Consider the following 13,780-nt stretch of genomic DNA (forward strand, 5'->3'; position numbering starts at 1 on the left):
GCTCCAGGTTATTTTTGGTTGCGCACGACGGCGACGTCGATGCCGTTTTCGGACAGTTTGCTGCGTACCTTGTTCATCGTTTCCACCTGGGCGTAAGGCCCCATGCGCACGCGGTGCAGCACGCCGGTGTCGGTGGTGCGGTCGGACACGGTGGCCTCGAAGCCCAGCAGCGCCAGTTTGGCGCGGGTGTTTTCGGCGTCGGCCACTTCGCGGAAGGCGCCAGCCTGCAGATAATATACAAACTTCTCGTCGGCCGCCGAGGCCGGCGCCGCCGGAGCGGCGGCGGTGGCGGGAGCGGCCGCTGGCGCGGCGGCCGGAGCCTTGGTCTTGCCGGCCGCCTCGATCTTGTCCACCACCTGCTGCAGTTCGTCCTTGGCGGGGGCCGGCTGGGGCGCGGGCGCCGCCGGTTGCGGCGCGGCCGGCGCGGCGGGGGCCGCCGGCTGGTGCTCGCGCGAGAAGTCGCGCGCCGCTTCGCGCGCGGCGTCCTTGTTGCCGTACATCGGCTTGTTAGGATCCGAGATCTGTCCCGCCGTCGGCTCGGCCGACTTGCCCACCTTGCCAGACTTGTCGGTGAACGGCGTGGCGCCCTTGCTGATGACCAGTGCGACGACAACCGCGATAACCAGGCCGATGACCAGGCCGATGATGATGCCAACCAGCGTGTTGCCCTGTTGGCGCGCCGGTGGGGTAGGGCGGGAACGGAAACTCATTGTGCGTAGGATCCTCGATTACATTTTGTTGGGAGCGGAGACGCCGATCAGCGCCAGGCCGTTGCGCAGCACCTGGCGGGTGGCCACCATCAGCGCGATACGGGCCATCTTCAGCGCCTCGTCGTCCACCAGCACGCGCTCGGCGAAGTAGAAGCTGTGTAGCGCGGCGGCCAGGTCGCGCAGGTAGAAGGCCACCTGGTGCGGGCCGAGTTCGGCCTGGGCGCGGGCCAGCACTTCCGGATACGCGGCCAGCGCGGCCAGCAGCGTGGCCTCGCTCGGCGCGGTCAGCGGCGACAGGTCCACGCCGGCCAGCGAGGCCTCGTCGCCGGTCCACTGCTCCAGCATGCGGCAGATGCGCGCGTGGGCGTACTGCACGTAATAGACCGGGTTCTCGTCCGAGGTTTTCAGGGCGACGTCGACGTCGAACACGAATTCGGTGTCCGCCTTGCGGGAGATGAGGAAGAAGCGCACCGCGTCGCGGCCCTTGGCGATGTCGCCGCCGCCGGACCATTCGATCAGGTCGCGCACGGTGACGTAGGAGCCGGCGCGCTTGGAGATCTTCACTTCCGCGCCGTCCTTCATCACGGTGACCATCTTGTGCAGCACGTAGTCGGGGAAGCCCTGCGGCACGCCCATGCCCACCGCCTGCAGGCCGGCGCGCACACGCGCGATGGTGCCGTGGTGGTCCGAGCCCTGCACGTTGATGGCCTGGGTGTAGCCGCGCTGGAACTTGACGATGTGGTAGGCCACGTCCGGCACGAAGTAGGTGTAGGTGCCGTCGGACTTGCGCATCACGCGGTCCTTGTCGTCGCCGTAGTCGGTGGTGCGCAGCCACAGCGCGCCGTCCTGCTCGTAGGTGGTGCCGGATTTGACCAGCGCCTCGACCGCGCCCTCGACCTTGCCGTCCGAGTACAGCGAGGACTCCAGGTAGTAATTGTCGAATTTCACGCCGAAGGCCTGCAGGTCGATGTCCTGCTCGTTGCGCAGGTAGGTGACGGCGAAGGCGCGGATCGATTCGAAGTCGTTGGCGTCGCCGGAAGCGGTGGCCGGCGCGCCGTCGGAGGCGGACACGGTTTTCCTGGCCAGGAAGTCGTCGGCGATGTCCTGGATGTAGTCGCCGTTGTAGGCCGATTCGGGCCATTCGGCGTCGCCCGGCTTGAAGCCGCGCGCGCGCGCCTGGACCGAGGTGGCCAGGGTCTGGATCTGCACGCCGGCGTCGTTGTAATAGAACTCGCGGGTGACCTGGTAGCCCTGGGAGCCGAACAGCGACGACAGCGCGTCGCCCAGCGCCGCCTGGCGGCCGTGGCCCACGTGCAGCGGGCCGGTCGGGTTGGCGGACACGAATTCGATGATGACGTTCTTGCCGGCGCCGGCGTCGCTGTTGCCGAATTGGGCGCCCTGCGCCAGCACGGTCTTGATCACGGCCTGCTTGGCGGCGGCGGTCACGCGCAGGTTGATGAAGCCGGGGCCGGCGATCTCGGCGCCCTCGACGATGTGCTTGCCGGCCGGGTTCTCCAGCAGCGCGGCGACGACCTTGGTGGCCAGCTCGCGCGGGTTCATCTTCAGCTGCTTGGCCAGCTGCATGGCGATATTGCAGGCCACGTCGCCGTGCGACGCGTCGCGCGGGCGCTCCAGCACGACATTGGCGTTGACGCCGCTGCCTTCAAGGATGGGCGCCAGGGCGGCGTTGAACAGGGAGACGATCTCGGATTTTTGTTGGGCTAGCATGACGTATGGGGCAAATGTGGGCGGCGGGGCCGCGCGGTATCTATCTTCTGGAAGCAAAACGGCCGGGCGGTCAGCCCGGCCAAACTGGGGTAATTATACTGGTTTGGCCGGGGGAGGAAACCGACTGGTGGGCGGGGGGCGGACGTACAATGAACTATCTGGATGGGAGGGCTGGAAAATGCTGACCTTGGACGATCTGAAAAGGGAACTGCGGGCGCGGCCGGCGGAGGAACGGGCTGAGCTCGCCGAGATGCTGCTGGCGTCGCTGGATGATCAGCAGGATGCGGATGTGGAGGCTGCCTGGGCGCAGGAAATCGCGGCCCGGATTGGCACATATGAACGTGGCGAGGCCGAGGTTTTTGCTGCGGAAGACGTGTTTGCGGAAGCGCGCAGACTCGCAAAATGAAGGTCGCGCGCTTCCATGCACGCGCACGAGAAGAGTTTTTGGCCGAGATCGACTATTACGATCAGATTCAGCCCGGCTTGGGTGCGCGTTTCGCCGCCGCTATAGAAAAAACGGTAGCTCGAGCGCTGGCTTTTCCCAAGGCTGGGGCTCCGGCAGCAATGGGCGCTCGCCGGCTGATCGTGAAGCAGTTTCCTTTCTCTGTCGTTTATCTCGGCAAACCGGACGGCATCCTCATTATTGCTATAGCTCATCAAGCCCAAAGGCCCGGCTATTGGCACACGCGCGCAATCTAACCGTTGCGGCTGTATTTCCGTGCATTTTGCTAGTTGTGAAAATCACAAAATACCTGTTGTGGTTCGGAAATATTTCTGCAATTATTCCTGTCGGGTTGCTTTTTTGGTGGCTAACTTACTTCTTGAAAGGTAAGTCATGGTCGGCTTTGTTCATTGTCCCGCTTACTTTCATTATTGGGGCAAGGCACGTCCATCGAAGGCGGAAATTGCAGAATTTCACCTGCTGGTTTTTCATAGTCTCGACGTCGCCGCAGTAGGTCGTATCTATCTACGGCGATCAAAGTCATTGCTTAAAGTGTGTGCAAGCTTGTTGCGCTGCTCCGAGGATGCGCTACTTTCCTGGGCGACGTTCATGCTGGCGCTGCATGATCTTGGTAAGTTCAGCGAGGCGTTCCAATCGCAGCGCGCAGACATTCTCCGGGTATTGCAAGAGCGGGAGCCGAACGGGGCTGTACGATATCTCGAACGTCACGATTCGCTGGGTGCCTGGCTCTGGATAGAGGAGTTGGTAGAGGATGGCATCTTGGAGGCGCTTGGCTTGCCTCAAGCAAGCCATGTGGAACCGGCAATCAAAAGCTGGATATTCGCTGTGACCGGGCATCATGGCATGCCACCGAAAGCCAGCGGGCATGTTGATTCCTTTTTTCTAGAAACGGACAAGCGCGCTGCGCGAGACTATGTGCTGGCGATGGCTGACTTGCTGTTGACGTCTGAAGCCAGAGCAGTGCCGGCCGCGACGGGCGCCGATTTCGAACTGTTCAGTAAATTGCTTTCCTGGTGGTTTTCGGGCGTGACCGTATTGGCGGATTGGCTGGGATCGAATACCCAGTTTTTCCATTATCGTGACAGTTATGAGCCACTGGAAAAGTACTGGGCGACAGCTCAACGCGTTGCCGATCAGGCCCTTGATTGCACCGGTGTGCTGCCGGTAGGCGTGGAAAAGCACAAGAGACTAACGGACTTCTTTCCCTATATTCAAGATCCCTCTCCCTTACAGAATTGGGCGGAAACAACTCCGGTTGATCTGGCTCCCCGCATCTACCTACTGGAAGACGTTACGGGTGCGGGTAAGACCGAAGCCGCTGTCATGCTGGCTTATCGATTGATGGCGCAAGGGGCCGCATCTGGATTTTTTGTGGGCTTGCCTACCATGGCGACCGCCAACGCAATGTACAAGCGTATCTCAGGCATTTACGGCCGCCTTTTCGAGGGCCATGCGAACTTGACCTTGGCTCATGGGTTCAAAAGCTTGGTGGATGAGTTCGCAAAATCGATTTTGCCTGGGGATATGTCTGAAGACGACGCATTGCAGGCCGATGAAACTGCCTCTGCTCGCTGCACTGCTTGGTTAGCTGACCACAGCAAACGGGCCCTGTTGGCACCGGCCAGTGTGGGAACAATAGATCAAGTATTGCTATCTGTGTTGCATAGCAAGCATCAGTCGCTTCGGTTGTTGGGGTTGTTCAACAAAGTCCTGATTGTTGATGAGGTGCACGCATGTGATACGTACATGCAGAAAATTTTGGAAGTGGTGTTGGAATTTCACGCGCGGAGTGGCGGCTCGGTGATCTTGCTTTCTGCCACCCTACCGGGTCACATGAAGCAGTCGTTGCTCGACGCATATGCCCGGGGCCGCAATATGCACGCCGCACCGCATGTTATGTCGAACAATTACCCTTTGGCTACCGCATGGCATGACGGCATGGAACAGTTGAAGGAGGACTCTCTGGATTCGCGGCCGAATGTTACGCGCAGCGTTCAAATCCATTATGAATGCGACTTACAGCAGGTCTATTGCCATGTATTGAGTTCTCTACGGGAAGGCAAGTGCGTGGCGTGGATACGTAATACGGTGGCTGACGCAATGGCTGCATACGATCATTTCTCAACTGTTATCGAAGCGGAAAAACTGACCTTATTCCATGCCCGATTTGCCATGGGGGACCGTCTTGACAAAGAGGCGGAGGTCTTGCGCATCTTCGGCAGCAACAGCGATGCAACGCTGCGTACGGGCCGTTTGCTGATTGCGACCCAGGTGGCGGAGCAGAGTTTGGACATTGACGCGGACGTACTGGTGACTGACCTCGCACCGATAGACCGCGTACTGCAAAGGGCAGGCCGCTTGCAGCGGCATGTGCGGGATGCCCACGGAAATCCCCTCACCGGGCAAGGCATGAAAGACGGGCGCGCCGCACCTTGCTTATGGGTTTATGGCCCAGAGTGGACCATGACGCCGAGAAGAGACTGGTTCGGTGCCACTTTTAAGGGTGGACAGTATGTCTATTCGCACCATGGGCAGTTGTGGCTCAGCGCAAAGGTTCTGCAAGCCGACGAGTTTTCCGTCCCGGGCGATGCACGGCAGTTGATCGAAACGGTGTTTTCCGGCAGAGAGCCGTGGCCGGAAGCATTGGAGTCGAACGCACGACAAGCTGAAGGAGGTGCTTGGGCGGAAAGCAGCTTGGCGCAGCAAAACACGCTGAAATTTGACCGTGGTTACCAGCGTGGAATGGTGGGGGATTGGTGGAACGAGGCAAAGTCGCCGTCGCGCCTGGGCGAGGAAACTCGTGAAGTGATGTTGGCCAGATGGGATGGATGCGAATTGATTCCATGGGTAGATGGCGCTTGGGCCTTCAGTATGGTCAAGATAGCAGCGCGGTTACTAGAGCAACCTGAACTGCCGGCGGAAGCTCAACGGTTATCCCAATATCAGGCGTTACTCCAGACTTTGCCTGCGCAAGGGAAATGGAGCACCTTGCTCCCCCTATCCCCCAACGGCGACGGCACATGGCAAGCCAGCGCGTGGAGCCAGGGTGATGCCAAGCGCAGGAAGCCGCCCGAGTTGCTGACGTGGCTTTACGACAGCAAGTTCGGGTTCCGCTTGGCGCGCACGGACGCCACTACTGGTCCCGCAGATTGACCCCATGAAATGAGGAACAGTGCCGGCCCTGCCTATTGTGACGAGGTCGCAGACGGTTCATCCCTTTCAAAAAGGGAAGGTGTCATCACTCGGATTCTACAGGTTAGCGAGAACGGTGTGGATCCAATAGGTATGAGAGGTTGCAGACTTAAGAATTACTTGAATTTTGGCCTGCGCATGTCTAAGGTGAATGACTAGGCAACCAATGTTGGAAAGGGTCGCAAAATGGAATCCTATCGCAAACGGCATGTGTATAGCGCAGAGTTCAAGGCAACACTTGCCTTACAAGCAGTGCGTGGATTGAGAACCGTTGGTCAGATCGCGCAGGTTTATGGCGTGCATCCCAGGGTAGTCGGAAGGTGGAAGAGGCGGCTTCTAGAGCAGTCCGATGTCTTGTTTCAGCCCAAGCCTAGCTCCAAACTGGCAGGGAAAGACAATCGCGAAGATCGGCTATACAGCGAGATTGGACGGCTCAAAATGGAGGTCGACTTACTTAGAAGAAAGCTCCGAATGCAAGGTTAAGGAACGTGATCTCTAGCCGGTCGGAAGAGGTGAGGAGGCTTCGACTTTCTGGCGGACGCGTTCATATCGTCTTTGCCGACGTGTCTGATCTAAATACGAGCCCGTGGTTATCGGATATCGAGGGGAAAATGTCACTATTAGCTGAAGAGTGGATACCAGTGCTATGTCGCGATGGCCGGATGGCCTGGATCGCCCCACATCAGATCAGCGATCCAGATGTGGTGGCGCTTGCTGCCAACCGTGCTGACTTCAACGCTGCTTTGATGCAATTGTTGATTGGTTTGTTGCAAACCACGACACCGGTCAAGAATGAAAGCGATTGGGTGGAATGGAACGACATTCCTCCTTCCGCCGATGTATTACAACAATGGTTCTCGTCGGTAGGTGGCGCATTCGTTCTGAGCGGCGATGGTCACCGTTTTATGCAGGATGCCCATATGTCGGGCGGAGCAGAATGTTCTATCGACGCACTGTTGATCGACGCTCCTGGCGGATCGGCCGTGGATAAGAATACCGACCACTTCGTCAAGCGCAATACCGTCCAGTCGATGTGCCCCCATTGTGCGGCGACAGCCTTGTTCACCTTGCAAACAAATGCCCCGGCCGGCGGTGCGGGTCACCGTACCAGCCTGCGGGGAGGCGGGCCGCTGACTACGCTACTCGTCGCCTTGCAACGCCGCAGTCTTTGGCACGACATATGGTTGAACGTGCTGCCTCAGCGCGAGTTCATGCAACATGCTGGCGATGCCAAAAAGACTGCGCCCCACTTTACCTTTCCTTGGCTAGCGGACATCACTGCAATCCAGGCGCCTGGCGGCGAAACCCAACCCATGCAAGTGCATCCTCATCACGTCTTTTGGGCCATGCCGCGGCGTATTCGGCTGGATTTCGGCGAGGCGAGAGAAGGCGTGTGTGACATTTGTAAGCGCGTCTCCACGCAATTGATTTCGCGTTACTTCACCAAGCCACAAGGACTGAACTATAAAGGCCCCTGGCGTCACCCTGCGTCGCCTTACTACGAAACCAAGGAGGGATGGTTGCCCGTTCACCCGCAGCCAACTGGATTCAGCTATCGAAATTGGCTGGCTTGGGTCTTGGGTAGTAGTCAGAGCAAAAAGGAAGTACAGGCGGCCACCATCCTCTCGTATTTCGTCGCCGAGAGGCGTCTCAGACCATCATCGGACATCCGGCTTTGGATTAGCGGCTATGACATGGACAACATGAAACCGCGCTGTTGGTATGAAACGACTTTTCCGCTGTATTCCTTACCTAGGGATAGTCGCACCGCACGTAAAAATCTCCAAGAGTTGATAAAGCGGCTGCTGGAAGCGGCGGAGTTGGCGGCCTTCTATCTTCGACAAGCCGTGAAGCATGCCTGGTTCGGTGAACTTGATGCCCGTGGAGACTTGAGCTTTGTGGACAAGGCGTTCTGGGACACTACGGAAATCGACTTCTACCAATTGTTGAAAGCGGCAATGCACAGCGTAAGCATGGAGGCTTCAGAGCAAGAAGGCTTTCCGCAGTTTGCCATGCGATTCGGTGAAAAATGGCACACGGCACTTTTCGCGAAGTCCTTGGAGCTGTTTAGCAAGGACATCGTCGGCCTCACGTCACAGGGCAATCCTCGTAGGGTAGCCGAGGCGCATCGTCGTCTTAGGGGCGCGTTGACAGGTAAGACGATTAGGGATGTTTTGCATTTGCCCGTTATGGAAAAACGTGTCTCGAGTTCCGATCCGGCGTAGGTACGCCAAGTCTTAGGAGGAATATATGTCGCAGAAGTTTTCGTGGGGGCCGGATACCCGACTTGGCAAGGAGCTTAAGCTGTGGTGGCTAGACTTGGAGGAAGCCCGCGCTAACCGTGCCATGCTCAAGCGCTGCGCCACGCTAAATGATGTCGTATTGAGCCCAGCGTATCAACGCTTTCATCGGCGTATGGTCGTTTGCGGCGGCTGGCCAGCTGATGCATCGGATCGAGAGAACGACAAACTAGCCGCCATCGCAGGGTTGCTGGCACATGTCAAAGAGATTAGCGAAGACGCGATGCCGGAAAGCTTTTCAGGGCGTGACAAAGAGAAGCAGTCCGTCTCTGAAATACGCTTTCGAGCCTTGTTGAAAGCCGATGATACAGACGACCTATTTCGCAGCTTGCGACGAACGTTGCCGCTGCTGAAGCACACCCTGAACATTCACGCGCTTGCGCATGACGTTTTTTTGTGGGGCGACAAGATCAAGAAGAAATGGGCATACGGTTATCGCTGGCCCGACTCGAAACAGTCCTAACTCATTAACCCTACACTCAAGGAAGAGACATGTCCCGATTCATACAATTGCATATCCTAACCAGCTACCCTCCGTCCAACCTGAACCGCGATGACACCGGACGACCCAAGACCGCTGTCGTTGGGGATTGCACGCGGCTGCGCATTTCGTCGCAGAGTCTGAAGCGAGCCTGGCGAACGTCGGACCTCTTTGAGGCGGAATTCAAGGGGCATCTTGGAACGCGCACCAAGGAGATGGGTGTCGAAATCCACAAGGGGTTGGCCCAGCAAGGTATCAGCGAAAAAAACGCCAGAGAATGGTCGCGGCAAATCATCGCTGAATTCGGCAAGCCAAAGTCCGACAAGAAAACCGACAAAAATGAGGACCTGCATGTTGAACAGTTGGTGCATTTCAGCCCAGCTGAAATAAGCGCGATAGAGGATTTGGTGGCCCGGCTCGGGACGACAGAAAAGGCGCCCACGGCTGACGATCTGAAGTTGTTGCGCAAGCAGCACTCGGCTGTGGATATCGCGATGTTTGGCCGTATGCTGGCAAAGACACCTGCCTACAATACGGAGGCGGCTGTGCAAGTTGCCCACGCCATCACGGTACATAAAGCCGAGGTGGATGACGATTACTTCAGCGCGGTTGATGACCTCAACAACGGGGAGGACGACCGCGGCGCCGCGCACATTGGAGAATTGGGGTTTGGCGCCGGCGTGTTCTACCTGTATCTCTGCGTTAACCGGGAGCAGCTGCAAGAGAATCTGGGGGGCGACGCGGATCTGACCCAGCGGGCCCTAAAGGCACTCATCACAGCTGCTACAAAGGTGTCGCCGACGGGCAAGCAAAACAGCTTCGCGTCGCGGGCGTACGCTGGATTCGTACTTGCCGAAAAAGGCGATCAGCAGCCTCGTTCGCTGGCGCAAGCTTTCCTTAAGCCGATCAAGGACACGGACACCATGGGTCGCGCGATCAAGGAGTTGCTGACGCGTCGCGACAATTTCGATACGGTCTATGGGCCCTGCGCCGATAGCCATGTCCATTTTGACGTGGAGCGAGGGACCGGCAGTCTCGAGCAAGTGGCAGAATTTATTGCGGCCTGATGCCATGGAAACATTGGTGTTCCAACTGTACGCGCCGCTGGCCTCTTGGGGAGATATGGCGGTTGGCGAGTACCGCCCGACTGCCGAGTACCCCAGTCGCTCCGCGTTGCTGGGTTTGCTTGGCGCGGCGCTGGGCATCGCGCGTGCTGACGAGCATGCGCAGGCCACAGTGAGCGCAGGGTATCGGTTCGCCATCGGCGTGCTGAACCAAGGGCGGTTGCTGCGCGATTATCAGACGGCACAAGTACCCGGGCGCGCAGAGCTGAAGAAGCGGGCGCATGCAACTCGGCGGGATGAGCTTGCGTTCGCCAAACAGGATTTGAACACCATCTTGTCGAGCAGAGATTACCGGCAAGATGCCGCGTGCTTGGTGGCCGTGCAAGCTGGGCCTGATGCGCCATACGCGCTGACGGATTTGGCGACGGCGCTGCAAAGGCCGAAATTCGTACTGTACCTTGGCAGGAAGTCCTGTCCGCCGGCTGCGCCGCTCAACCCTCGCATCATGACCGATGAGCTGATTGGAGCCGCCTTCGCCGAGTATCAGAGCCGCCTGCGTCAGCAGTGGCAGCAGGCGCTGCCAAGACGGGAGTTGCCGCCACCGCCCGGCGTTCAGAAGTTGGTCTGGGGGGATGATTTTGGGGATGATGATCTTGCGACGATTGGAGTAGCAAGGGACCTGACCATCACGAGAAAAGATCAGCCCATTGCGCGCCAAGGATGGCAGTTCGCCGACAGGCGGGAGCACATCGCGTTGTGTGTGAAAGGATAGCCATGTACTTTAGTGTGATAACGCCGGAGGATGATTTACTGCGGCAAGGTATATATGAACAGCTGAAGCCACCATATGCGGAGCATCAGTGGCTCTGGCGCTTCTTCCCCGGAGAGGAAGCTCAGACGCGGGACTTCGTGTTTCGCCGCCATCTGGACGAATCACCTCCACGTTACTACGTCGTATCGCATCGGCCGCCAGCGGCGGGTAATTCCTCGTGGCGAGTTCAGAGCCGCAGCTATGACCCGCAGCTGCAGCCAGGTGACCAGTTGGCGTTCCGGTTGTGCGCCAACCCCGTCGTGGCGAAGAAGGATGCGTCGGGACGCGCGCATCGGCATGATGTGGTCATGGACGCCAAGAAGAACCAGGCGGACAAGGCGGAACTCCGCACCTACGAGTTGGTGCAATCCACATGCCTCGCGTGGCTGGCGGCGCGGGCGAAACAGAATGGTTTCGAATTGACGTCCGCCGCGGTCGACGCCTATCAGCAGCATCAGGCTGGCAAGCGTGAGATCCGTTTCAGCACAGTGGATTTTTCCGGTGAACTGATAGTGACTGATCCCGATTTGTTCCGACGGACGTTGTTCAAAGGCCTGGGACGTGCGAAGGCATTTGGCTGTGGCCTCATGCTGGTCAAGCGTATTGAAGGCCGGTAGCCATGCTGCCGCCGCTAAAGCCGATACCGATCAAGGAGCGCTTGTCGGTTCTCTATGTCGAAAGATGCCAGTTGGATGTATTGGACGGCGCCTTCGTCGCGGTGGATGCGAATGGCGTGCGTATGCACATTCCGATAGGCGGGGTGGTTTGCCTCATGCTGGAGCCAGGTGTGCGGGTGTCGCATGCCGCCTGCGCACTGGCCGCCAGGGTCGGGACCTTGCTGGTCTGGATAGGCGAGGGCGGGGTTCGCGTTTATTCAGCGGGTCAGCCTGGCGGGGCCCGTGCCGATCGGCTGCTATATCAGGCGAAGCTGGCATTGGACGACGACGCGCGGCTACGGGTAGTGCGCGCCATGTACAAATACCGGTTCAAGGAGGACGCGCCGCAACGTCGCAGCGTAGAGCAGCTGCGTGGTGTGGAAGGCGCAAGAGTGCGCTCCATGTACCAGTTGCTTGCGCAGCAGTTCGGTGTGGAATGGCGAGCGCGCAACTATGACCGGCAGGACTGGGACGCAGCCGATGTTCCCAACCGTTGTCTGTCTGCGGCCACTGCATGTTTGTATGGCGTGGCGGAGGCGGCGGTGCTGGCGGCCGGTTACGCTCCGGCCATCGGCTTCATACACAGCGGCAAGCCGCTATCGTTTGTCTACGATATAGCGGACTTGTACAAATTTGAGACGGTCGCACCTATCGCTTTCAGCGTGGCATCCAAATCCGTTCAGAATCCCGAACGGGAAGTGCGCTTGCGTTGCCGGGACAGTTTCAGGCAAAGCAAGCTGTTGGAACGGATCATTCCCGACATTGAAGCGATTTTGTCCGAGGGGGGATTGGAGCCGCCGAGCATGGCGGCAGAGGCGGTTCCCCCGGCCATTCCCAACCCTGAAAGCATGGGCGATGCTGGTCATCGTTCTTGAAAACGCGCCGCCGCGCTTGCGCGGCCGGTTGGCGATCTGGTTGCTTGAGATACGCGCGGGCGTATATGTCGGCAATTACTCCCGGCGTTTGCGGGAGCATATCTGGGAACAGGTCGAGCAGGGGATCGAGGACGGCAATGCGGTCATGGCTTGGCGTAGTAAGAGCGAAGCAGGATTCGATTTTCTGACGCTGGGTGAAAACCGGCGGATGCCGACCGAAATGGATGGCATCAGATTGGTTTCGTTTTTCCCGCCGCAGGTAGCGGACGGATAGCAATCTTCGGCGCGTTCTTTAACAACTGAGTAGGCTGGAAAAGTTGGTGGACAATGCTGGTGTATAATAGACCAATGTAATCAATGGGTTATGTTTGGTCTGTTCCCCGCGACCGCGGGGATGAACCGATGAACGCGCCGTTGTGGATCGACTCGCCGCACTGTTCCCCGCGACCGCGGGGATGAACCGGCGAAGCGGCCCTTCTTCACCGACCGGATGCCCTGTTCCCCGCGACCGCGGGGATGAACCGATGAACGCGCCGTTGTGGATCGACTCGCCGCACTGTTCCCCGCGACCGCGGGGATGAACCGGCGAAGCGGCCCTTCTTCACCGACCGGATGCCCTGTTCCCCGCGACCGCGGGGATGAACCGGTGATGATCGACTTGGCCAGCATCGACGACCCCTGTTCCCCGCGACCGCGGGGATGAACCAGTAGACGCGAATGCCGAGGCAGACGCGGAAACCTGTTCCCCGCGACCGCGGGGATGAACCGTGACAGGCGACACGGAAACCGACATGGCAGTCCTGTTCCCCGCGACCGCGGGGATGAACCGTCATGCTTCTCCAGCGGCGTGCACACCTTCTCCTGTTCCCCGCGACCGCGGGGATGAACCGAATTCGTGCCAGACCTCCGCGCTGTGCCGCTTCTGTTCCCCGCGACCGCGGGGATGAACCGCGTTCGATGGGATCGAGGACGGCGAGGCGGCCCTGTTCCCCGCGACCGCGGGGATGAACCGCCCGCCAGCCTGACCGGCGTCGCGGCCTCCGACTGTTCCCCGCGACCGCGGGGATGAACCGGCACCGGCTTTGTGATCTACACGCTGAACGACCTGTTCCCCGCGACCGCGGGGATGAACCGTCTATACGCAACCAGTGAAGCAAGGCGACACGCTGTTCCCCGCGACCGCGGGGATGAACCGAAACCATTACCACCTTGTCGCCTGCCGACGACCTGTTCCCCGCGACCGCGGGGATGAACCGATGGCGGCCGACGACGACACGCCGCTCTATCCCTGTTCCCCGCGACCGCGGGGATGAACCGGTGGGCGCGTCCTACATGAGCGACCTGGAGGACTGTTCCCCGCGACCGCGGGGATGAACCGCTGTGCTTCTTCCGTCGCGGTGAAACCAAGACCTGTTCCCCGCGACCGCGGGGATGAACCGATTTAGCCTCCTCTTTACGCCGGTTGGCGGCCCTGTTCCCCGCGACCGCGGGGATGAACCG

At 59.3% G+C, this 13,780-nt stretch carries 13 protein-coding genes and 1 CRISPR repeat array; of the genes, 11 read left to right on the forward strand and 2 right to left on the reverse strand.

Features of this window, described 5'->3' with window-relative positions; genetic code table 11:
- Positions 1-8: 8 nt before the first annotated feature.
- Together BM436_RS00200 and argS are read right to left on the reverse strand one after the other, a co-directional pair.
- Positions 9-710, reverse strand: coding sequence for an SPOR domain-containing protein (locus BM436_RS00200; RefSeq protein ID WP_093552201.1), 702 nt, complete (start codon positions 708-710; stop codon positions 9-11).
- A gap of 18 nt (positions 711-728) precedes the next feature.
- The gene (gene argS, locus BM436_RS00205) at positions 729-2,438 is read right to left on the reverse strand and encodes an arginine--tRNA ligase (RefSeq protein WP_093552204.1); all 1,710 of its coding nucleotides are present in this window, start codon (positions 2,436-2,438) and stop codon (positions 729-731) included.
- Positions 2,439-2,616: 178 nt separating this feature from the next.
- On the opposite strand from argS, the gene BM436_RS00210 reads away from it, so the two are divergent.
- The 11 genes from BM436_RS00210 (at position 2,617) to cas2e (ending at position 12,554) form a co-directional block, all read left to right on the forward strand.
- Positions 2,617-2,844, forward strand: coding sequence for an addiction module protein (locus tag BM436_RS00210; protein ID WP_093552206.1), 228 nt, complete (start codon positions 2,617-2,619; stop codon positions 2,842-2,844).
- Entirely contained in the window at positions 2,841-3,137 is a 297-nt protein-coding gene (locus tag BM436_RS00215) for a type II toxin-antitoxin system RelE/ParE family toxin (RefSeq protein WP_093552208.1), read from the forward strand. Before BM436_RS00210 ends, BM436_RS00215 begins: the two co-directional genes overlap by 4 nt.
- Positions 3,138-3,273: 136 nt before the next feature.
- Positions 3,274-6,054, forward strand: a complete 2,781-nt coding sequence (locus BM436_RS00220; RefSeq protein WP_093552210.1) for a CRISPR-associated helicase/endonuclease Cas3 — start codon at positions 3,274-3,276, stop codon at positions 6,052-6,054.
- 225 nt (positions 6,055-6,279) lie between these two features.
- Positions 6,280-6,576, forward strand: a complete 297-nt coding sequence (locus tag BM436_RS38640; protein ID WP_093552213.1) for a transposase — start codon at positions 6,280-6,282, stop codon at positions 6,574-6,576.
- A gap of 128 nt (positions 6,577-6,704) precedes the next feature.
- On the forward strand, positions 6,705-8,318 hold the full coding sequence (gene casA / locus BM436_RS00230) for a type I-E CRISPR-associated protein Cse1/CasA (RefSeq protein ID WP_093552217.1): 1,614 nt from the start codon (positions 6,705-6,707) through the stop codon (positions 8,316-8,318).
- Positions 8,319-8,343: 25 nt separating this feature from the next.
- The gene (gene casB / locus BM436_RS00235) at positions 8,344-8,856 is read left to right on the forward strand and encodes a type I-E CRISPR-associated protein Cse2/CasB (RefSeq protein WP_093552220.1); all 513 of its coding nucleotides are present in this window, start codon (positions 8,344-8,346) and stop codon (positions 8,854-8,856) included.
- Between the two features lie 29 nt (positions 8,857-8,885).
- A complete protein-coding gene (cas7e, locus tag BM436_RS00240) occupies positions 8,886-9,941 on the forward strand; it encodes a type I-E CRISPR-associated protein Cas7/Cse4/CasC (RefSeq protein WP_093552223.1) in 1,056 nt (351 codons plus the stop codon).
- A 4-nt stretch (positions 9,942-9,945) separates the two neighbouring features.
- The gene (cas5e, locus tag BM436_RS00245; RefSeq protein WP_093552227.1) at positions 9,946-10,710 is read left to right on the forward strand and encodes a type I-E CRISPR-associated protein Cas5/CasD; all 765 of its coding nucleotides are present in this window, start codon (positions 9,946-9,948) and stop codon (positions 10,708-10,710) included.
- Positions 10,711-10,712: 2 nt separating this feature from the next.
- Positions 10,713-11,366 carry a type I-E CRISPR-associated protein Cas6/Cse3/CasE gene (gene cas6e, locus BM436_RS00250; protein WP_177306863.1) on the forward strand — a complete coding sequence of 218 codons (654 nt, stop codon included), beginning with the start codon at positions 10,713-10,715 and terminating at the stop codon, positions 11,364-11,366.
- Between the two features lie 2 nt (positions 11,367-11,368).
- Complete coding sequence (gene cas1e / locus BM436_RS00255; RefSeq protein WP_093552232.1) at positions 11,369-12,280, forward strand: type I-E CRISPR-associated endonuclease Cas1e; 912 nt, start codon at positions 11,369-11,371, stop codon at positions 12,278-12,280.
- Positions 12,261-12,554 (forward strand): type I-E CRISPR-associated endoribonuclease Cas2e, encoded by a 294-nt coding sequence (cas2e, locus tag BM436_RS00260; protein WP_093552234.1) that lies wholly within the window; start codon positions 12,261-12,263, stop codon positions 12,552-12,554. Before cas1e ends, cas2e begins: the two co-directional genes overlap by 20 nt.
- Positions 12,555-12,653: 99 nt before the next feature.
- Positions 12,654-13,780: a CRISPR direct-repeat array (repeat unit 29 nt; unit sequence CTGTTCCCCGCGACCGCGGGGATGAACCG).

Origin of the sequence: Pseudoduganella namucuonensis (genome assembly GCF_900116645.1) — a bacterium.
GTDB classification, from domain to species: domain Bacteria; phylum Pseudomonadota; class Gammaproteobacteria; order Burkholderiales; family Burkholderiaceae_D; genus Rugamonas; species Rugamonas namucuonensis.